We start from the raw sequence: 19654 nt of genomic DNA, 5'->3' as shown, positions 1-19654 counted from the left end.
GGATTATGGATGTTCAACGATTGACGGGGACGGCGCTCCTGCTGGGGCTGGCCCTATTGAGTCAAAGTCTGCGCCTGCTGTTGCCGATTCCTATGGGAATCAGCATGTTTCTCATCGGTACGCTGGTAGGCATCTGTTTGTTAGTTGCCACCTGGCGTTACGGCTTGCGGAGCAGTATAATCATTGCGTGGATAACACCGGTGGTGGCATTTTTCCAAAGTATGCTGCCCATGTTCCCGTTCATTTTCGTCGTAGGCTTGGGGAATACGGTGTTTGTCGTGCTGGCTCACATATTAAAAAACAGAGCCTTGCTTTGGCAGGTTATTGTATGTGCTTTAGGGAAGACCGTCGTGCTCTACGGCGGCTTCCAGCTTTTGTTCCTAAGTATAACCGTGCCGGCGGCGGTGAAGGTGTCCATTTTAACGGCCATGTCCATACCGCAGCTCATAACGAGCACCTTGGCCATTCTGATTACGCGCTTGGCATTGCGGCGATTGATTTATTATAAGAGTCACTAAGTTTTGTCACGAGCAAACGGCAAACTATACATATGTAGTTATGGTTATCCTATTGACAGTATAACCATAGAATGATATGATTTTATCACGAAAAAAACATAAGTTCATCAAGAGTTGACTGAGGGAATGGCCCAATGAAGTCGCGGCAACCATCTATATGAAACGGTGCCAATTCCAACGAAGAATACCTTCGGCAGATGAAGAACGGATAACTCTTCATGTGCTGTGAAGAGTTTTTTTCTTTTGTAGTTATATTGAAAAAGGAGAGATATACATGATTGAGCTGACGCACATAAGTAAGGTCTATGACGGCCCGAACCGCGTGGAAGCCTTGAAAGATATAAGCCTTTCTGTTAAAGAAGGTGAAATCTTCGGTATTATCGGCCAAAGCGGCGCTGGTAAATCCACGTTAATTCGCTGTATTAACATGTTGGAACACCCTACATCCGGCTCCGTAGTGATTGACGGTGTAGACATGACAAAACTCACTGACAAAGAGTTGCGTGTACAGCGCAAGAAAATCGGCATGATTTTCCAGCACTTTAATTTGCTTTCATCCCGCACCGTTTATGATAACGTAGCATTTCCATTGGAACTGCAGGGCATGAGCAAAGCGGAAATTAAAGAACGAATTTTACCAATTTTGGACATTGTAAAATTGGGTGACCGTTTGGACAACTATCCGTCACAGCTTTCCGGGGGACAAAAGCAGCGTGTCGGTATTGCCCGTGCTTTGGCAAGTAATCCGAAAGTATTACTTTGCGACGAAGCTACATCCGCATTGGATCCGCAAACAACAAAATCCATTTTGGAATTGTTGAAAGATATTAATCAGAAGTTAAAGATTACCATCGTTCTGATTACACATGAAATGCAGGTAATCAAAGAGATTTGCGACCGCGTAGCTGTTATTGAAGGCGGCGTCATTCTCGAAGAAGGCCCTGTATTGGACGTATTTACAAGTCCGAAAGAAAAAACTACGAAAGAATTCGTTAGCGCAATTATTAGCCGTAAGCTTCCGGAAGAAGCTTGGCGCCATCTCAATGTGCAAACTGAATGGCATGAAGGCTTGCATCCGCTCATTCGTTTACAGTTCACCGGTAATGTTACGGACGAACCGATTGTGGCGGGAATGATTCGTCATTTCGGTTTGGACGTAAGTATTTTATTCGGCGGCGTGGACTACATTCAGGACATCAGCTTTGGTCACTTGATCATCGTTGTGTCCGGTGAACGAGACAAAGAAAGAGAAGGTATTGAATACCTGAAATCATTAAATATCGGAAGTGAGGTGATTGGCTATGTCAGAACAGATAATTAAGATTCTTATCGAAGGGCTTGGCCAAACAGTCCTCATGACATTGGTATCTACCGTTATGGCTTGTATCATCGGTATCCCATTGGGCGTTATCCTCGTAATTACCGGCAAAGGCCATATTATGGAAAATAAGGCGGTTAACCATGTGCTTTCCGTATTGGTTAATATTTTCCGCTCCGTTCCATTCATCATTTTAATGGTAGCGATTATTCCGCTCACCCGTCTTATTGCAGGTACATCCATCGGTACGACGGCGGCTTGTGTGCCGTTGACTTTGGCGGCCATTCCTTTCTTGGCGCGCTTGGTGGAAACGTCAATCCGCGAAATTAACAGCGGCGTTATTGAAGCGGCCCAGTCCATGGGGGCTTCGCCAATGCAGATTATCTGGAAAGTATTACTTCCTGAAGCATTGCCTACTATAGTAGATAATATTACAGTACTTATCGTTAACCTTATCGGATTCTCCGCTATGGCCGGTACAATCGGCGGCGGCGGTCTCGGGGACATCGCCATTCGCTACGGTTATCAGCGATTCCAGGCCGATGTAATGATGGCTACAATCATCATTTTGATTATTTTAGTACAGCTCATCCAAATGATCGGCGACTACATTTCCCGTCGTGTAAATAAGCGATAAGAAATAGACAGAAGACTTTCACACTTTTTTGTGTGAAAGTCTTTTTCTTTTTTTCCGCCTGTAATATAATTAAGGAAAAGCGTTAAGTTAGGAGGATTTTTATGAGTGTAAATGAAAAATTGCGCAACCCGCTGAATGATCAGTTATTTAGAGCTATCCTGACACTCAAGAATATTGATGAGTGTTACGAATTCTTTGAAGACATTTGCACGATTAATGAACTCAAAGCATTGGCACAGCGTTTGGAAGTGGCAAATATGCTGGAAAATGGCGAAAGTTACGATGCCATCGTGGAAACTACGGGGGCCAGCACGGCTACCATCAGTCGCGTAAAACGTTGCTTAGTATATGGTGCAGACGGCTATAAAATTGTCCTTGGCCGCTTGAAAAAGAAAGAAAAATAATCAGAAATTAGCTCGTTGAGAGAAAAGGGAATATCCCGGTGGGAGGATTGTATATGTTTGAAGCTGATTTCTCCGTCGCACTGATTCTGCTCCTAGCCGGGTCGTTGGCGGGTTTTGTGGATTCGATTGTAGGTGGGGGCGGACTCATTTCCGTACCGGCATTTTTTCTAACCAATTTACCGCCCAGTGTGGCCTTGGGGAGTAATAAACTGTCCGCCGTATTTGGTGCGCTAACAGCGGCCATTGCCTATGCCCGTTCCGGCAAAGTGGAATGGAATCTAGTAAAAAAATTATTGCCCGCTACCTTTATAGGGGCTATTTTAGGTACCGGGCTGGTGGTGCGTATACCGCCTTTATATTTGAAACCAATAATTATCGTGCTTCTCGTAGCCGTATTGCTCTTTGTAGTCTTTAAAAAAGACTGGGGCGAAGTGAGCACGTATGGGGGAGCTTCGAAAAAGAAAATGCTCCTCCTCGTGTTCGGTGCTCTCGGTATCGGATTTTACGACGGATTCGTAGGCCCCGGGACCGGTACATTTTTAATCTTTATGTTTATTTATGGCGGTTTTAATTTCCTCTTTGCATCGGGGAATGCGAAGTTTTTAAACTTTACCAGTAATGTGGCATCGCTGGTTATTTTCATCGGTATGGGGCACGTAAATTATATTTACGGCCTGTCAGCAGCGGCAGGGCAGATTATCGGTGCCACTTTTGGCGCACGGTTAGCCATCCGAAAAGGATCCGGTTTGGTGCGCGTTGTATTTATCCTTACGACCACAAGCATGTTGGCGAAAATGATATACGATTATATAGTGACTCATTTTTAATAGATCTAAGGTAGGTGATAATATGCCACTACATGGAGATAATCCTGTAGCATTAATTAGTGGCGGTACGTCCGGCATCGGATTTGCGACAGCACAATTACTGTTGAAGGACGGTTGGAGCGTCGTGATTAATGGGCGCAATGAACACGTAGGCCAGGAGGCCGTTGTAAAATTACGACGCATATCCTCAAAAGTACGCTTTGTGCAAGGGGATGTGAGCAAGGTCATGAACTGCCGGCGTATTGTAGATGAGACAGTGCGACTCTTCGGCGGTCTCAGCGCGTTGGTTACAGCAGCGGGATTTTACAAAGAGGAGCTTCTCGATGATGTGACGGAAGAAGCCTTTGATGAAATGATCGGGACCAATGTAAAAGGTACCGTATTTCTTTGCCAGGCGGCGGCACCATATTTGCGCCGTACGAAGGGAAGCATCGTAACCGTGTCCAGTGATGCGGGCCTGCAGGGCAATGTATCCTGTACCGTATACGGAGCGACAAAGGGGGCCATCGTAAGCTTTACGAAGTCGCTCGCTCTTGAAATGGCCGTTCACGATGTGCGCGTTAACTGTGTGTGCCCGGGCGATGTGGACACATCCATTGTGGCGAAACAGCTGGCGGAAAGTAACCAGACCTTTGAAGAAGCCTTGGAAGAAATGGCCATGCATTACCCGTTGGGGCGCATTGCGAAGCCGAAAGAAATCGGTGAAGTTATCGCATTTTTATTAAGTGACAAAGCTTCTTTTGTTACCGGAGCGGCTTGGACGATTGACGGCGGACTTACCAGCTGGTAAGAGGCGTTAATCGAAAAATTTATACATTTTAAAAGAGGAAAAAATAGATTTATATCGAATTATTTATAATAGGACCTTTTTTGTTTATTGTAGAATTGTTAAAATAAATATAGGACCTAATCGACTGTAAGCACTGTTTTAATGGGGAAAATGAAGCAGATGCAATATAATACAGATTAATACGGTAACTATGCATAGTTTTTATTTGAATATACAGAATAAAAGCGTTATAGTGAAAGTATTAGAAGAAATTTATTACAGAGGTTTTTATTTTAAAATAGTAAGACAAATGTATTGTAAATAATAGGGATTGCGTTAGAGAGACAAGGAGCGGTATAAATGGAAGAAACTAAGAAGTTATTACCTCATGAAGAAGTGATGGCACAGGTAGAGGCTGAATTGGCGGCCAGAGATGCGGAAATCGAATCGATTTGTCGCTGGGCGGCAGCTCGTGCGGGCGTTTTGGTAATGGCACCGAAATTAAGCACAACTGCACTGATTGCCAATGATGTATATATGGTAAGCAAAATCGCTGAAGTATATGGACACAGCGCTTCTGCAGGAGCTATTATCGGCTTCCTCGGCGGCTTGGGCGGCAGTGTGGTAAGCGCATTGTTGACTTCCGTATTCCCTAATCCTAAAGTGAAGATTCCTTTGGCTGTTGCTCTTACTTATGCAGTGGGCAAAGTGGCAAAACTTTGGGTGGAAAGCGGCATGCCAATGCCGAGCGACTTCTCTGAATACAGAGAAAAAATGTTGGCTATTTTCGATCACATTAAAACAACTGCAATGACATTGATGGACAACCCTAAGAAGACACAGCCATTAGGTAATGAAGAAAAAGACTTCTTGGCTGCGTCCGGTGTAGACACTTCCGAATTCCTCGGCTTAAGCAATGGCTTCCTGGATGGCGATTTGGGCGCTCGTATCAGCTCCGTTGCCGGTACAGTAATTGGCGCTGTGGCTTCCGTAGTGGGCGGTCTTCTCGGCAAGTCTTCTGAATCTCAAAGCGAATTCGTAGACAATGCAAAACATGCATTGAGCGGTATCGGTGCTTTATTATTGAGCATCGGCAATACGGCTGTTGAATTGGCCGGCGATGCTGCATCCTCTGCAGCAGGTACTGTTAGCGAAGCTCGTGAAATCGTCGTAGAAAAAGTAACCGGCGCTTCTGAAAAAGTGTCCGACAAAGTGAGCGATGTGAAGGACGCCTTCAATAACAGCAGTGTTAGTGATCATGTGGAAAGTGTTAAGAGTAATGTTGCAGGTTTTACATCAACTGCAAGTGATAAGGTGAATGAAGTTAAAGACGTAGTTACATCCAAAGTAGGGGAGGCAAAAGAAGTGGCACTTGATAAGGTAAACGAATTAAAAGACACAGTAGTAACTAAAGTAGGCGAAGTTAAAGAACAATTGTCTGATAAAGTAGATGAGTTAAAAGACCAGGCGGCAGATTTAAAAGATCAAGCTGTAGATAAAGTAAACGAGTTGAAAGAACAGGCTTCTGATACATTTGAAAACTTAAAAGACCAAGCTGCTGATAAAGTGGAAGAATTAAAAGACCAGGCAGCCGATTTAGCAGAACAGGCTTCTGATAAAGTAGATGAACTTAAGGCACAGGCTGCTGATAAAGTGGAAGAATTAAAAGGTCAGGCAGCCGATTTAGCAGAACAGGCTTCCGACAAAGTGGAAGAACTTAAAGGACAAGCTGCAGATAAAGTAGACGAATTAACAGGAAAAGCTGAAGACTTGAAAGACCAGGCTGCTGACAAAGTAGACGAATTAAAAGATAAAGCTGGAGACTTGAAAGATCAGGCTGCTGACAAAGTGGAAGATTTAAAAGACCAAGCTTCCGATAAAGTAGATGAATTAAAAGATAAAGCAGAAGATTTGAAAGATCAGGCTGCTGATAAAGTAGAAGATTTAAAAGACCAAGCTTCCGATAAAGTAGATGAATTAAAAGACAAAGCAGAAGATTTGAAAGACCAAGCTTCTGATAAAGTAGATGAATTGAAAGATAAAGCAGAAGATTTGAAAGATCAAGCTGCAGATAAAGCCGAAGAATTAAAAGGCCAAGCAGAGCGCAAAGCTGACGAAGTGAAAAACGAAGTAGCAAATAAAGCTGACGAAGTACAGTCCGCTTTGAAAAAATAAGAAGAGATTACTTGGTATAAGTATATCTAGCGTATTGGAGTGTAGAGTATGAATCCATTAAAACTTATTAAATTTGCAAGGTTTTTTTCGTCCGATAAATTTATGCGCTTCACAACCGGTGTAGGCAAAAACGTAGTATTTTTACGTCGTGCCTGTGTGTTGTTCTATTGCTTTAAAGATGCAGATACCCCTAAATACGTTAAGGCTATTATTGCCGGTGCGTTGGGCTATCTGATCTTGCCGATAGACCTTGTATCTGACCGTATTCCGTTTATCGGTTGGGTCGATGATGCGGCTGTTATCGCTTTGGCTTTCAAAGTGGCCAATCGCTTTATCAAACCTATGCACCGTGAACAAGCTCAGAAATTGATTCCATTCGGTTCTGAAGACTAATTTAGCTTTTGAAGCTTAGTTAGAATCCGAAGGCTGATTTTAATGGATGGTTTTGAAGGCTAATTTCGGCGAAGAGAAACAAAACTGCATAAATGCACCTGAAATATTGACTGATGATTCAATATTGGTACCATAAAAAATGCTCACCCCGCTAGGGGTGAGACATGTATAAGCGTATTAAGGTGTTAAAAAAGAGACTACTGTACCGAATCGGTTGCAGTAGTCTCTTTGCGTATAAACGCTAAGTGATATAATCTTAAAACGATTTTTTTCCCAATGAAGGATGAGCACAAGGGCGCAAGCTCAATTTATCGATTAAGTGAGCCGCTTCGTCAAGGCTGATATCTTCATAGGATTTGTGGCGTTCCAATACGCACATCGGCGAATCGGTGCCTACTTCGCCGGCAGGCAGGTAAATGTATTCTTCGTTGTCAATGTCTCCGAAGATATAGCCGGCCTCTAAATGTTCTTTATGGATTCGACTCATAGAATCTCCTTTATCGTAAAATTCATATAATCTGCAGATACCAGGTGCAACTCCGTAGAACCGAATTGTTTCGGAATTCGTTGGAACGATGATTTATCGTGGAGATGACCGAATATGCAATGATCTACATTGTATGCGGCCAACAGATCCGTAAAGCCGCTGGCTTCATTTTTATCATTAAATGGAGGATAATGGAGCAGTAAAATGCGTACAGCCTCATCACTGTCTTTGTATCCGTTCGCTTCGAGCGCTTTTTCCATTTCCTGAAGAGATGCTTCCGTGCGGAGCAGTTCTCGTGCATAAATAGACGTGTCGTGCTCGGCATCAAAGGCTGTATCGTTAGGGCAAAGATAACCGCGCGTGCCGCCGAACGCAATAGGTCCGATGGCGGTGCCGTGCCCCTGGAGAAAATGAAGCGCATTGTTCATGGCTTTATTCATTTTCGAAAGGCTGCTCCACCAATAGTCGTGGTTTCCCCGTATTAAATAAATAGAGCCGGGCAAATTGGCAATGGCTGTAAGATCGTCCACGGCCACATCGAGGCGCATGGCCCACGATGTATCGCCTACTACAAAGACAAGATCTTCGTCCTGCACCTGCTCTTGCCAGGCTTTACATAATTTGTCCCGATGATTTTCCCAGTGAGACCCGAAAATCTCCATAGGTTTAGTGGGAGGCAGACCTGAAAAATGAAGATCGCCGATTGCAAAAACTTTCAAGGGACCTCCTTACATTAAATAGTCGTTGATTAATTCCTTTTTAATTTGTTCCAGTCGTTCGTTATTACTGATTTGACTGATTTTGTATCCCACATAGAGCGGGGACGTTACATAACGAGGCACTATTTTAGCATAATAGGAGCCTGTTTGTAAATTATAAAAGAACAAATTATAGGACGCGCTGTACTTGGAGAAATCCGTCAGCAAGTAGCGCACAATTTGTTGTAAACGGCGACTTAGGAGTTTTATATCCGTAAAATCGTCAAACTCTAAATTGAACTCGAAGAAGCCGATGATTGGCTGGTTCGAAATGGTCAATGTAAGATGAGGTTCCGATTTTATCACAGGCCCTTCGAAATGATAAGGCTTAATGTCTTCCCGGTAGTCATAATCATAGAGCCCGATAATCTGGCTATGAGGATGACGGATAGAACCGCCGGACATGGGGCCGTAATTTTTGAAATACAAAACAGAGGCGAACTCAGGTCGGGCCATAGTTTCCTTCCATTTTTCCAAAGAAAACGCCAAGACCTTTTCCGCCATAGGTGCCGGGTAGTGGGAGAACTCGCTGAAACAGTCGTCGTTCTCGATAATTACCGTAGGCCATGTATTTTCAAGAACCGGATATTTGTTCATAAGCCAAATAATATGGCCGTCCTTGTCTAATATATTAGTTAAATGTTGTACATCGCAAAATGGACAAGCCGCCTCGCGGTGCCGAATGTTTTCAGGCTTTGAGCGGCCCATTGCTATATTAAATACTAATGGATTGTTCATAACACACCTCACTCTTTTATACTATCACAGGTTGTTCCTTTTTGGCAGTGTGCTTTATAAGATTTTTATAATCATAATTAATATATTCTATTAAAATTATGAGAAGCAAGTGATGTGGCATTACGAACAGGGCGGGGAGAATATGATATAATAATATAGATAAAAATAGATGAGTTCTTCTGAAAGGAAGCGACATAGATGAAACCAACAACGTTGTGCTTTATAGTTAATGAAAAGAATCAGGTGCTCCTGGGACGCAAGAAGCGCGGCTTCGGAGCCGGTAAGTATAATGGCTTCGGCGGTAAGAAGCAGGACAATGAAACATTTAGGCAGTGCGCTGTTCGCGAGATTCGCGAAGAAGTGTCATTGCTGGTTAAGCCGGAAGATTTGGAACCGGTAGCTATTATGAACTTCCAGTTTCCTTATGACGAAGATTTGAACCATCTGAACTATACATATATTGTGAGACATTACGAAGGCCTTCCTTTGGAAAGCGAAGAGATGGAGCCTTTTTGGTTTGACTTCGATAAAATTCCGTACGATGAAATGTGGAAAGGCGATGCGGACTGGATTCCGAAAGTCTTGGACGGTCAATTGCTCCACGCCATGCTTATTTTCGATAAAGCCAACGACGGTGTGCTCTATTCCGACTTTGAGCAAGTGCCTCGCATAGAAGAATTTGAAACAGTGGAGGAAATCAGAGCGTGCCTCAGAAAGTAACGAATAAATTAGTGGATAATTTAGCAGATAATATAATAGATAATATAGTAGACAATTCAGTAGCCGGTGAGACAGACATTAAAACAGATATTAAGACAGACATCAAAACAGATATTAAGACAGACATCAAAATAGATATTAAGACAGATATTAAGACAGATATCAGAACAGATTCCGCCTGGACCGGTGAGCTGTTAGACTGGTATGACCGCAACAAGCGGGAGCTGCCATGGCGTGAAACGAAGGATCCCTATAAAATCTGGGTTTCTGAAATCATGTCCCAGCAGACTCGCATTGAAGCCATGCGTCCATACTATGAAAACTGGATGCGCCTCTTTCCAACCAAAGAAGCGTTGGCCCGCGCATCGGAAGATGACGTAGTGAAAGCCTGGCAGGGCCTGGGCTACTACTCACGGGCTCGCAATCTTCGTTTAGGCGTTCAGGAAGTGATGGAGCGCTACGGCGGTGAAATTCCTCGCAACCGTAAAGACATGGAATCTCTGAAAGGGGTAGGTGCCTATACGGCCGGTGCTGTATTGTCCATCGCGTACAACCTGAAAGAGCCGGCCATTGACGGCAACGTGCTCCGCGTGTATGCGCGGCTTTATAACATTCACGACGACATAATGCGCACGGCGGGCAAGAAGAAAATTACCGCTCTTGCAGAAGAAACCATGCCACCGGATCGACCGGGCGATTTTAACCAGTCCCTAATGGACTTCGGCGCTCGTGTTTGCATTCCGAAAAGTCCGCGCTGCGGCGAGTGCCCTATAGTTCCGTGGTGTGCCGCTAAAGCGGCCGGCACGGAGACAGAGTTACCGGTGCGCATTGTAAATAAGAAAGTACCTGTAATTTCGGTTATAGTGGGAATGATACGCAATGAAAAGGGCGAATATTTGCTCCATCGACGCCCTGACAGCGGATTATTGCGCTCCATGTGGGAATTCCCTTCCGTTGAAGTGGATCGCGAACTCCATATGATTGCAAAACAGGAAGTAGCTGTTGTAGGCAGTGAACCGTTGGCAACACTGCTTGAAGAGTTAGGCTTGCAGGGGCAAATTGATCCGGCCTGTATTAAACGCCTTCGCCACGTGTTCTCTCACCGCTGCTGGGAAATGGAAGCTTATGAGGTGGAAGTGACCGGGCAGGCGAGTGGCATAACTACTGCTGCGGCACAGTCGGAGGCAGGAAAAACGGCGGCAGCAAAGCTGAATACGGCAAATGCAGAAGCGGTAGAATGCAGCGCTGACTGGCGCTGGGTGAAACCGGAAGAGTTTACAGACTTGCCTTGGGCAGGACCGCATGGGAAGCTGACCGTGCTGTGCCGATAGTCTTAAATAGTTGTTATATATAAAGACCTTTAGAAGTTATACATTATAAGATAGCGTTTAATTTTTATTTAATGATACGGGAGATAGCATACCGGGAGAGGCTGATATATGAGCGATCGCATGATATTTTTAACCATTACAGCTTGTTTGCTGGTGGGTATCGTATTCATAAATTCATATTTATTGGTAAAACTGACGAAAACGAAGCGTGCCACTTCCGTATTCTGGGGCCTCGTGGGCGTTCAGCTACTGGCCATGGCGGGAACGACGTACTATTCCATGGGCCAGGTGAACCTGTTTGATACGAAGATGTATCCGTTTTGGCGCAGCTGGGCCACCGGAACATATGGTCTCATGCTTGGCTTGGGCATCTGTTTTATCATCATGATTGTGTTGGCCGTCGTTGTAGGTCTCGTAAATCTGACCAGCAAAAAGGTATCCATCGAAGATCAGGAAGGGCGGCGAAACTTCTTGCGCACTGCTATTTGGGCGGTGCCGGCTGTTACGGCCGGTGGCGGTGTAGTTCGCGCCTATGAAGGAGCCAAACAGGTAGAGGTTACGCATATTGATTTGTGGTTCGACACTTTGCCTGAGTATTTAAAGAATTATAAAATGGCGCAAATTACGGATGTGCATATAGGACCATTTATCGACCTTAATGATTTTGACCGGATTGTTAAAACGGTGCTGGATGAAAAGCCGAATCGCCTGGTAATAACCGGTGACTTAATTGATGAAGTAAACTGGGTAAACGAGTTATGCGGCAGATTGGAAGAGTTGTTTCCGAAAATTCCTGACGGCATTGATTATATTTTGGGAAATCACGAGTATTTTCATAACTTACCGTTACTCTTAGAGGCCTTCGGTAAAATATCCATGCGTGTTCACCGCAATTCATCGCTGCGATTGAGCGGCGGACCTTGGCCGGTGTACTTGGTAGGGGTTGATTATCCTTTCGACAAGACGAACGAGCAGCGGGAAGCCTATTTGAAAGCGGCCTTGTCCATGGTACCTGCCGAAGCATTTACTATTTTGCTGGCCCATCATCCTGATTTTATTAAAAATGCCTTTGAGCATGACATTCCGGTTACATTGGCAGGTCATACCCATGGGGGTCAAATCGTCGTGGGCGGCGAGTCTTTAGTTCCGGTGGGAACAGAATATTGGAAGGGTATGTACCGCCACAGCTGGAAGTATGGCTACGTAAGCAATGGCACAGGTCACTGGTTCCCGGTGCGTTATAACTGCCCTCGGGAAATTACGATTTTTACATTTAAAGAAGGCAAGTCACCGAAGAGTGATGTTTAATGTACCTCAATTTGTAACATAGAGTGCGGAATTGTGAAAATGTTGCAATAAAATTTAAAAATAATTTATAAATAGGGACTAAAATGGATTGAGAAAAAAACATAAACAGTCTATAATAAGTAAGTCATTGTTGGCCCGGTCTGTGATGCGGAGGGCCTTCATATAACAATTATATAGATATGTAAAAATGTTTTTGGAAATGTATGTGAAATCTAGATATTGAAAAAGGTGCAGAGGTGAAACTATGAATCTAGATCAAAATATTATAGCGCTTTTGCTTGGTATCCTGGAGGGGGCCACTGAATTCTTGCCTGTTTCCAGTACAGGGCATATGATCATTGCCGGTGATGCCATGGGATTTACAGGTGAAAAAGCCAGTGTATTTGAAGTATTTATCCAGTTAGGTGCTATTTTAGCCGTATTTATTTATTATCGTGAAAAATTCATGTCCATGTTACGCCGTGAAAACTGGGTGCGTCAGGACCGTTTGTCCTTGGCTCACATTTTCTTCGGCATGTTGCCGGCTATGGCTATCGGCTTCTTGGGACATTCCTTCATTAAGAACTTTTTATTCTCCCCGGGAACTGTTATTATCGGCCTTGTCGTAGGCGGTCTCTTCATGTTATGGGCTGAAAAACGTCATAAACCGATTACCGTTCATCATGTGGATCAATTGTCCATGCTGCAATGTTTGCAAATCGGTTTCTTCCAGGTGCTGGCCCTCTGGCCGGGCTTCTCCCGTTCCGGTTCTACAATCGCCGGCGGTCTTTACATGGGCGTAAGCCGTAAAGCGGCAGCTGATTTCTCCTTCATCATGGCTGTGCCAATCATGTTGATTGCCTGCATCTATGACTTGTTGAAGATTATCGACCAGTTGCAAATGTCCGACTTCATTATGTTCACTATCGGCTTCGTAACGGCCTTCATATTTGCATACTTGTCCATCGTTTGGTTCTTGAAGTTCTTAAACAAATCTTCCTTGGCAGGCTTCGCATATTACCGCTTCGTAGTTGCTGCTGTAGCACTTCTTTACTTCTTCGTTTTCTAATAAAAACTTGTTAAATATAGTAGTTAGTAAGACTAATGAATAGAAGTTTAGAAGTTAGATGAACTTAAAAATAAAAGATAAATAAATGTGTAAACCTCAACGCTGTACGTGTTGCTTACTTAAAGCTCACGTACAGCGTTTTTTCGCGTTAGTGATTATTGTAATTAGTGAAGGGAATATGAACATGATATAATTTAATCAAGTAACTATAAGGGAAACTTAAGGTGAAAAGGGTATGTGTTAAAAAAGGTATATGTAGAACGGGGGAATTTTATGAAGAAGACGTGTAGTGTAACAAATTGGATGATGGGGAAAAGCAAGACTATGAAATGGTCTACAGTTCTAACTGTATTGGCATTAGGCATAAGCGTTACTAATGTGGCTTTCGCCGAAGTAAATAAAGCAGGTACCGATAGCTCAGGAACTGAAAGTGGGATTGTTTTTGGTGAAGGTAGTACGGTAAATGGAGCTAAGAGTATAGCTATCGGTAATAATAGTCAAGCCACAGTGAAAGGTGGCAAAGTTGAAGATGCTGTAGCTATAGGTTCAGATAGTGTGGCAAATGGAAGTAGAAGTATTGCAATCGGTAAAGGCAGTAAAGCTCAATCTGTAGGTCTTCCAGGCACTCCCTATGAAGGACAAGTGCTAACCAAAACTGCCGTTGTAGATGCCATAGCTATAGGAACCGGTGCTACGGCTCTTTCTTCAAATACTATCGCTATAGGCACATCCAGTGTTGGCACAGGAAGGTATGAATATACGTATCATTCGTCAGGTCTTAAAAGAACGAGTTACTCTATAGGCATTGGTTATAATAGTAAAGGGCAAAGCGGTGGTATAGCCATTGGCTCCAATAATATTACTTACGAGAATGCAGGCATCGCCATTGGTAGCGGTAATCAGGCCGCCGATCATAGTGTCATTGTAGGTAGTGAAAACTCAGTGCCCACCTTTCGCACCGGGAATGTAGTTATATTAGGTAATAAGTCAAAAGCACTTCAAGATGCTAGAAACTCTGTGATTCTTGGAACCCAAGCAACGGCTTTACAGTTCAATGCCATCGCGGTTGGTCAAAAAGCAGTAGCCAATAAATATGGCATAGCCATAGGGACGAATGCAGTGGCGGTAGGTAAATCGGATACGGGGGGCATGGGACCAGGTGGCATAGGCCAAGGCCCTACGGCAATCGAGGATTTTGCTAATATTGCGATCGGCCAAGATGCTTACAGTTATTATGCAGGTTTAGCCATGGGCTCCAGTGCCGGCTCTATGAAGATGGGCGTAGCTCTAGGCTATTTAACTAAAGGCGGAGTAGAGGGCGTATCTATCGGTAACCGTGCCTATGCAAACGATGCTAACGTAGCTATCGGTAGTGAAGCTAAGAGCTATAGCCTATATGGTACTGCTTTAGGGTATAAAGCAGTTGCTAATAGCATTGCGGCCACAACAATCGGCTCTTATGCTACTGTTGCTACAAGTGCCGATAAGGGAACTGCCGTAGGTAGCTCAAGTTATGTAACGGCCGAAGGCGGTAGTGCCATCGGCGCCAATACGATTGCTAATCGAGATGGACAAACAGTAGGTTATTTGCCAACCTTAGCGGTGGATTCACAGCTTAATCGGGCAAGTAGCGATGTAACTATTGCAGCTACTAATGACAGTGATTTATTGGCGTCTATTGCAAAAATCAATGAAGGGGACTCCTCATTTGCTGCGAAATGGGATTCAGCCTTAAAGTTTTATGATACTGAAGCGAATGCAACTAAGGAAGCGGAGTATAACAATTTGACAACAGCGTACGATAATGCCTTAAAAGACTATGAACAAAAAACGGCGGCATTATCGGCTGTAAAACAGGCTGAATCGGCTAAGGTCATGGATGCGTATGTCAAGGATGCGAATAAGGTATATGATTACTATGACTTCAGATTAGCCGAAAATACGAATCTTGAAGCGGCTAGTCAAGCGAAAGAGAGAGCCAAGCAAGCATTGGATGCAGCCCAAAATGCACTCGGTCAATTTATATCCGATAACGATGATTTCGTACAAGCCAAAAAACTGAAAGATAATCTCGTATCTATCTACAAATCCACAACCGGCGCTTTCAGTGTGGGTGCTTCCGCTTATGTAGATCAAAATGGCGCTTATCATGGTGCGGTTACACGCCAAATCACAAACTTGGCAGCCGGCACGACCGATACGGATGCGGTCAACGTGGCGCAGTTAAAAGCGGTAGCTAATCACATCGTGCCTATTTATAGCGGCAGCACCAAGAAGGATGGTACCTATGCCGTTGGCGGTTCGACGTTTTCACCGACTTTAAGCAATTTGGCATTGTCCTTTGGTAATGGCTTGAAAGCGGAAGAAGTAACATCCGACGATAATGCAAAACACATTTTTGTATCTTTAGATAAAGATGCCCTAAAAGGCGACGATGCGTTCAAGGGTGACAAAGGGGATAAAGGCGACAAGGGCGATGCCGGTGCTGACGGACCTGCAGGTCCACAGGGACCACAAGGCCCAGCCGGTCCGCAAGGGCCTAAAGGTGATAAGGGTGAAAAAGGCGATACCGGTCACAGCGTTGTGTGGTCTGATTCGGTTATTCATTTAGATGACAAGGGCAATCAGGTTGTATATGTGGATGGCAAACCGTTCTTGGCAACCGATATTACGGAATCCGGTGAAGTGAAAGCCGGTGCCACTGAATTTACCGGTAAATCCAATGTAAGCACCTTGGCCGGCATGAACCGAGATACGTCTGAATCAATTACATTGACGAATGTAGGGGCCGGCAAAGTGTCCGCTGATTCTACAGAGGCTATTAACGGTTCCCAGTTATATGCGGTGAATGAACGAATTAACGCCCAAGGCAACAACATCCAAACGATTAACAATAATTTGAATCGTTTGGATAAACGAGTGAATCAGGCTGTAGCCGGTGCGGCAGCTCTGGCCGGTTTAAATCCGCTCGAATTTGACTCCAATGATAAAATATCCTTTGCCGTTGGCATGGGTGGTTATAAGGGTGAACAGGCTTACGCGTTAGGTACATTCTATCGTCCAAATCGAAATACCATGGTTAATGCGGCAGCTACTATTGGCGATGAAACGATGTACAATGTAGGCGTGTCCTTTAAGTTCGGCTCTGAGTCGGAATATAGCCAATATTCTAAGTCTGAGTTGGCCGGATACGTTGAAAGCCAGGCCGGTGCATTGAACGAGATGCAGGCTAAGTACGATGCGCAAACCAATACAGTAGCTGAATTGCAGTCCCAAGTGAGCACTTTGGAAACTCGATTGGCACAATTGGAAGCGGCTCTAAAGAAGTAAGATCAGCTTAACGCTACTTTTATAATATCTATTGTGGATATACTTGGAAGTGGATATGCTTGGAGAGCAATGTTAGAGGCTCAACGTAAAGGATATATTTAAAGGGTATGTTCATAGGTATATAATATATAAGATTATAAGACTATAGGACGTGTACATTGTGTGAGATAGCAATGTACACGTTTTTTCATGCCAAGATTTTCGGCCGATTAGAGAAAGATTATTAGAATCAGCATTCAGGTTTACCTGTTAATAGGGCATTTTCAGGCAAAATAAAACTTTGTCAAAAAAATGTAAATATTTTTGTAAAAAATACTTGCGCAAATATTAGGGGTATGCTATTATAATAAAGCACTAATGCGGAAGACGTGTTAGTAACAATTTGTCAAAAATGAGCTGAAAAAAAGTGTTGACAAGTTGTTAAGGGATGTGTATAATATTCCTTGTTGTGGTATGCTGGCGTAGCTCAATCGGTAGAGCAGCTGACTTGTAATCAGCAGGTTGTGGGTTCAATTCCTATCGCCAGCTCCATTTTTTATCTGGAGGGATTCCCGAGCGGCCAAAGGGAGCAGACTGTAAATCTGCCGTCTTCGACTTCGAAGGTTCGAATCCTTCTCCCTCCACCATGTATCGCGGGGTGGAGCAGTTGGTAGCTCGTCGGGCTCATAACCCGAAGGTCGCAGGTTCAAGTCCTGTCCCCGCAACCATTTTTTTATACGTATGCTGGTGTAGCTCAGTCGGCAGAGCGTATCCTTGGTAAGGATAAGGTCACCGGTTCAATCCCGGTCACTAGCTCCATATACTTTTCATGGCGGCATAGCTCAGTTGGCTAGAGCAATCGGTTCATACCCGGTGTGTCCGCGGTTCAAATCCGTGTGCCGCCACCATTATTCCTTACAAGGAATATCACTCATGTTCTCACGAACGTGGGTTATTTTTTTTAAGAGTTTTGAGAGGAGGACATTTGTATGTCTCAAAAGGGCGAATTAGCTAGGGGACTAAAAAATCGACATGTGCAATTGTTGGCTATCGGGGGAGCCATCGGTACCGGGTTATTCCTGGGCTCAGGTCGATCGATTCACTTAGCCGGGCCGTCCATCCTGCTGGCGTATGTAATTACAGGTCTTATTTCATTTTTCATGATGCGCGCCTTGGGTGAACTGCTTTTGTCTAATACGGAATACCATTCCTTTGTAGACTTCGTACATGAGTATATGGGGCCGGGAGCGGCGTTCATTACCGGCTGGACTTATTGGTTTTGCTGGATTTCACTGGCCATGGCGGACGTAACCGCCGCCGGTTTGTACATTCAGTACTGGCTACCGGGCGTAGAACGGTGGATACCGAGCCTCGTCATTTTGCTGGTCCTGTTTGCCATGAACTTGATGGCTGTAAAGGTGTTCGGTGAATTGGAATTCTGGTTTGCTCTTATTAAAGTACTAGCTATTCTAGGTCTTATCGGCGGTGGCGCTTACTTAATTTTCAGCGGCTACATGACCGACGTGGGCCCCATGACATTTGCGAATTTGTGGAATCACGGTGGATGGTTCCCGAACGGTGCAGAAGGCTTTATCCTCTCGTTCCAAATGGTCGTATTCGCCTTTACCGGCATTGAGCTCGTAGGCTTGACGGCCGGTGAAACGGAAGATCCTGAAAAAGTAATTCCGCAGGCTATCAACAACATTCCTATCCGCATTATTATTTTCTATGTTGGCGCCTTGGCAATTATTATGAGTATTTACCCATGGACTTCCGTAAGCCCTGATTCCAGTCCGTTCGTGCAGATCTTCACGGCCGCCGGCATCGTGGCGGCTGCGGCGATTGTAAACTTTATCGTGCTTACATCGGCCGCATCAGCTTGTAACAGCGGTATTTTCAGTACAAGCCGCATGGTGTACACCTTGGCTCGTGAAGGCAATGCACCACGCCGTATGTTCCGCTTGCGCTCCAACAAGGTGCCTATGAATGCGGTTATTTTCTCCGCGTTGGTTATCTTCGTGGCCGTTATCATGCAGTATGTAATGCCGGAAAGCGTATTCGTACTGATCACCAGCGTGTCCACATTCTGCTTCATTTTCATCTGGGGCATCATTACTGTATGCCATATGAAATATCGTCGTCAGAAACCGGAAGAAGCGGCTAAACATACCTTTAAAATGCCATTGTATCCGGTTATCAACTACTTGATTCTCGCATTCTATGCGTTTGTGCTCATCACGTTGGCGTTCAACGATGAAACGCGCGTAGCCCTCTTCTTCACACCGGCCTGGTTCGGTATGCTCTGGTGTTTCTACAAACTTCAGAACATGCGCAGCATGGGTGACGAAGATTCGGAAACAGCAGAGTAGGGCGTTCGACTGCGAATTAATATTCTGAAAAGTAAGAAAAAATTGCATAAATAATTTTTAATAATCCTGCGGGCAAGTCAAACATGCTCGCAGGATTTGCTGTATTATGCCTATAAAGTATTGTTGATAAATGTATAGCGGGTGTATTATAATAAACATATAGGTTTTTATTTTTGTGAAGGAGGCTCTTTACTTAAATGGCAAAAGCAAAATTTGAACGTACAAAACCACATGTTAACATTGGTACAATTGGTCACGTTGACCATGGTAAAACTACTCTAACGGCAGCTATCACTAAAGTGCTTGCTGAACAGGGTAAAGCCCAGTTCCAAGACTACAGCATGATCGATAAAGCTCCGGAAGAACGCGAACGCGGTATTACTATCAACACAGCTCACGTAGAATACGAAACTGACAAACGTCACTACGCACACGTTGACTGCCCGGGCCATGCTGACTATGTTAAAAACATGATCACCGGTGCTGCTCAGATGGACGGCGCTATCTTGGTTATCGCTGCAACTGACGGCCCTATGGCTCAGACT

At 44.3% G+C, this 19654-nt stretch carries 18 protein-coding genes, 5 tRNA genes and 1 riboswitch; of the genes, 20 read left to right on the top strand and 3 right to left on the bottom strand.

Going from position 1 to position 19654, the window contains the following annotated elements:
* Positions 1-5 precede the first annotated feature (5 nt).
* The 8 genes from KHZ77_RS07695 (at position 6) to KHZ77_RS07660 (ending at position 7041) form a co-directional block, all read left to right on the top strand.
* Entirely contained in the window at positions 6-518 is a 513-nt protein-coding gene (locus KHZ77_RS07695; RefSeq protein ID WP_295197510.1) for a hypothetical protein, read from the top strand.
* A gap of 101 nt (positions 519-619) precedes the next feature.
* Positions 620-722, top strand: a riboswitch (SAM riboswitch).
* Between the two features lie 70 nt (positions 723-792).
* Positions 793-1839, top strand: coding sequence for a methionine ABC transporter ATP-binding protein (locus tag KHZ77_RS07690; protein WP_295197507.1), 1047 nt, complete (start codon positions 793-795; stop codon positions 1837-1839).
* Entirely contained in the window at positions 1820-2473 is a 654-nt protein-coding gene (locus KHZ77_RS07685) for a methionine ABC transporter permease (RefSeq protein WP_295197504.1), read from the top strand. Before KHZ77_RS07690 ends, KHZ77_RS07685 begins: the two co-directional genes overlap by 20 nt.
* Positions 2474-2574: 101 nt before the next feature.
* The gene (locus KHZ77_RS07680) at positions 2575-2877 is read left to right on the top strand and encodes a YerC/YecD family TrpR-related protein (RefSeq protein WP_295197501.1); all 303 of its coding nucleotides are present in this window, start codon (positions 2575-2577) and stop codon (positions 2875-2877) included.
* 53 nt (positions 2878-2930) lie between these two features.
* Positions 2931-3704, top strand: coding sequence for a TSUP family transporter (locus KHZ77_RS07675; RefSeq protein ID WP_295197498.1), 774 nt, complete (start codon positions 2931-2933; stop codon positions 3702-3704).
* A 22-nt stretch (positions 3705-3726) separates the two neighbouring features.
* Positions 3727-4494 carry an SDR family oxidoreductase gene (locus KHZ77_RS07670; protein WP_295197495.1) on the top strand — a complete coding sequence of 256 codons (768 nt, stop codon included), beginning with the start codon at positions 3727-3729 and terminating at the stop codon, positions 4492-4494.
* Positions 4495-4833: 339 nt separating this feature from the next.
* A complete protein-coding gene (locus KHZ77_RS07665) occupies positions 4834-6648 on the top strand; it encodes a hypothetical protein (RefSeq protein WP_295197492.1) in 1815 nt (604 codons plus the stop codon).
* 48 nt (positions 6649-6696) lie between these two features.
* On the top strand, positions 6697-7041 hold the full coding sequence (locus KHZ77_RS07660; protein WP_295197490.1) for a YkvA family protein: 345 nt from the start codon (positions 6697-6699) through the stop codon (positions 7039-7041).
* Between the two features lie 256 nt (positions 7042-7297).
* On the opposite strand, the gene KHZ77_RS07655 is transcribed toward KHZ77_RS07660, so the two are convergent.
* Genes KHZ77_RS07655 through KHZ77_RS07645 form a run of 3 tightly spaced genes read right to left on the bottom strand, consistent with a single transcriptional unit; the run spans position 7298 to position 9024 of the window.
* Entirely contained in the window at positions 7298-7528 is a 231-nt protein-coding gene (locus tag KHZ77_RS07655; RefSeq protein ID WP_295197488.1) for a hypothetical protein, read from the bottom strand.
* Entirely contained in the window at positions 7525-8247 is a 723-nt protein-coding gene (locus KHZ77_RS07650; RefSeq protein ID WP_295197485.1) for a metallophosphoesterase, read from the bottom strand. Before KHZ77_RS07650 ends, KHZ77_RS07655 begins: the two co-directional genes overlap by 4 nt.
* 9 nt (positions 8248-8256) lie before the next feature.
* Positions 8257-9024 (bottom strand): DUF4931 domain-containing protein, encoded by a 768-nt coding sequence (locus KHZ77_RS07645; RefSeq protein WP_295197483.1) that lies wholly within the window; start codon positions 9022-9024, stop codon positions 8257-8259.
* Positions 9025-9222: 198 nt separating this feature from the next.
* On the opposite strand from KHZ77_RS07645, the gene KHZ77_RS07640 reads away from it, so the two are divergent.
* From KHZ77_RS07640 to KHZ77_RS07585, 12 genes are all read left to right on the top strand, one after another.
* Positions 9223-9744 (top strand): 8-oxo-dGTP diphosphatase, encoded by a 522-nt coding sequence (locus KHZ77_RS07640; RefSeq protein ID WP_295197482.1) that lies wholly within the window; start codon positions 9223-9225, stop codon positions 9742-9744.
* A gap of 161 nt (positions 9745-9905) precedes the next feature.
* The gene (gene mutY / locus KHZ77_RS07635) at positions 9906-11075 is read left to right on the top strand and encodes an A/G-specific adenine glycosylase (protein WP_295197667.1); all 1170 of its coding nucleotides are present in this window, start codon (positions 9906-9908) and stop codon (positions 11073-11075) included.
* 108 nt (positions 11076-11183) lie between these two features.
* The gene (locus KHZ77_RS07630; RefSeq protein WP_295197480.1) at positions 11184-12383 is read left to right on the top strand and encodes a metallophosphoesterase; all 1200 of its coding nucleotides are present in this window, start codon (positions 11184-11186) and stop codon (positions 12381-12383) included.
* 244 nt (positions 12384-12627) lie between these two features.
* On the top strand, positions 12628-13431 hold the full coding sequence (locus tag KHZ77_RS07625) for an undecaprenyl-diphosphate phosphatase (protein ID WP_295197478.1): 804 nt from the start codon (positions 12628-12630) through the stop codon (positions 13429-13431).
* 273 nt (positions 13432-13704) lie between these two features.
* Positions 13705-16761 (top strand): YadA-like family protein, encoded by a 3057-nt coding sequence (locus tag KHZ77_RS07620; protein ID WP_295197476.1) that lies wholly within the window; start codon positions 13705-13707, stop codon positions 16759-16761.
* Positions 16762-17216: 455 nt separating this feature from the next.
* Positions 17217-17292: transfer RNA gene (locus tag KHZ77_RS07615), tRNA-Thr, on the top strand.
* A 10-nt stretch (positions 17293-17302) separates the two neighbouring features.
* Positions 17303-17387: transfer RNA gene (locus tag KHZ77_RS07610), tRNA-Tyr, on the top strand.
* 5 nt (positions 17388-17392) lie between these two features.
* A tRNA-Met gene (locus KHZ77_RS07605) sits at positions 17393-17468 on the top strand.
* 15 nt (positions 17469-17483) lie between these two features.
* Positions 17484-17559: transfer RNA gene (locus tag KHZ77_RS07600), tRNA-Thr, on the top strand.
* Between the two features lie 12 nt (positions 17560-17571).
* A tRNA-Met gene (locus tag KHZ77_RS07595) sits at positions 17572-17648 on the top strand.
* An 81-nt stretch (positions 17649-17729) separates the two neighbouring features.
* Positions 17730-19109: an amino acid permease gene (locus tag KHZ77_RS07590; protein ID WP_295197474.1), complete on the top strand. Its 1380-nt coding sequence runs from the start codon at positions 17730-17732 to the stop codon at positions 19107-19109.
* Positions 19110-19306: 197 nt separating this feature from the next.
* Positions 19307-19654: GTP-binding protein (locus KHZ77_RS07585; protein ID WP_295195124.1), on the top strand; the 348-nt coding region annotated here is incomplete at its 3' end.

Origin of the sequence: Veillonella sp., assembly GCF_018364065.1 — a bacterium.
Lineage (GTDB): Bacteria > Bacillota > Negativicutes > Veillonellales > Veillonellaceae > Veillonella_A.
This window is presented reverse-complemented; position numbering and strand designations above follow the sequence as displayed.